The sequence below is a fragment of the Bartonella sp. AA56HLJMS genome (assembly GCF_042197145.1).
Taxonomy (GTDB): domain Bacteria; phylum Pseudomonadota; class Alphaproteobacteria; order Rhizobiales; family Rhizobiaceae; genus Bartonella.
Window position 1 is genome coordinate 1 of record NZ_JBHIRL010000085.1, and the last position, 1,052, is coordinate 1,052.

Annotated in this window: 1 protein-coding gene; it reads left to right on the top strand. The window is 41.5% G+C overall.

Annotation, left to right across the window (positions count from 1 at the left end):
* A partial coding sequence (locus ACFINI_RS09965) for a tyrosine-type recombinase/integrase (RefSeq protein WP_375648042.1) occupies window positions 1-1,052 on the top strand: 1,052 nt, incomplete at both ends.

The following is a 1,052-nucleotide window of genomic DNA, read 5'->3' on the forward strand; positions in this document are numbered from 1 at the left end:
AAATATAATGATGGTGCCGGCTTGCTTCTTCATAAGCGTAAAGATGGAGGTGCTCAATGGCTGTATCGTTATACCATTCATGGTCGGCGCCGTGAAATGGGCTTGGGTGCTTTAAGAGATGTTTCTTTAAAACAAGCCCGTGAATTGGCAACAGGATGGCGGGCTGTTTTACGTGAAGGGCGTGACCCTATTAAAGAACGTGAAAAACAAAAGCGTGAGGCAATAAGCAATCTCCATTACTTAAAAGATATTGCACTAGATACTTTTGAAACTCGTAAAGCTGAATTAAAAGGTGATGGTAAAAATGGTAAATGGTTTACACCTTTACGCCTTCATATTCTCCCTAAATTAGGCTGTTTACCCGTTTCAGAGATTACGCAAACAGAGATACGCAATACCCTTTCTCCCATTTGGCATACAAAGGCTGTAATTGCTCGAACAGCATTGATACGTCTTAATCTTTGTCTCAAACATGCGGCTGCATTAGGTGTAGATGTTGATTTACAAGCTGTAGAAAAAGCAAAAGCTCTCTTAGGAAAACAACGCCATAAGGTCACTAATAGACCAGCCATGGATTGGAGAGAGGTTCCGGCTTTTTATAAAACACTCTGTGAAGCATCAACCATAACACAACTGGCTTTGCGTTTGCTTATTCTGACAGGTGTTCGTACCAATCCTTTACGTCATATTCATAAAGATCAAATTGATGGGGATATATGGACCATACCTGCTGAAAATATGAAAGGCAAGCGTGATACAACAAAAGAATTTCGCGTGCCTTTATCAACTGAAGCATTAGACATTTTAAAACAAGCACGATTGCTTTCTCGTAATGATTTCTTTTTTTCTGCTAAAGGTCGCGGTCCCCTCGCTGAGAAGTGTATGGCTCAATATATGAGAGACAATAAACTTGAAGCCTGCCCGCATGGTTTTCGCTCTAGTTTACGCGATTGGCTAGCAGAAACAACCGATGCTCCCTATGAGGTCGCTGAAACTATTCTAAGTCATACAGTAGGAGGACAAGTAGAGCGCTCCTATCGTCGCACTGACTA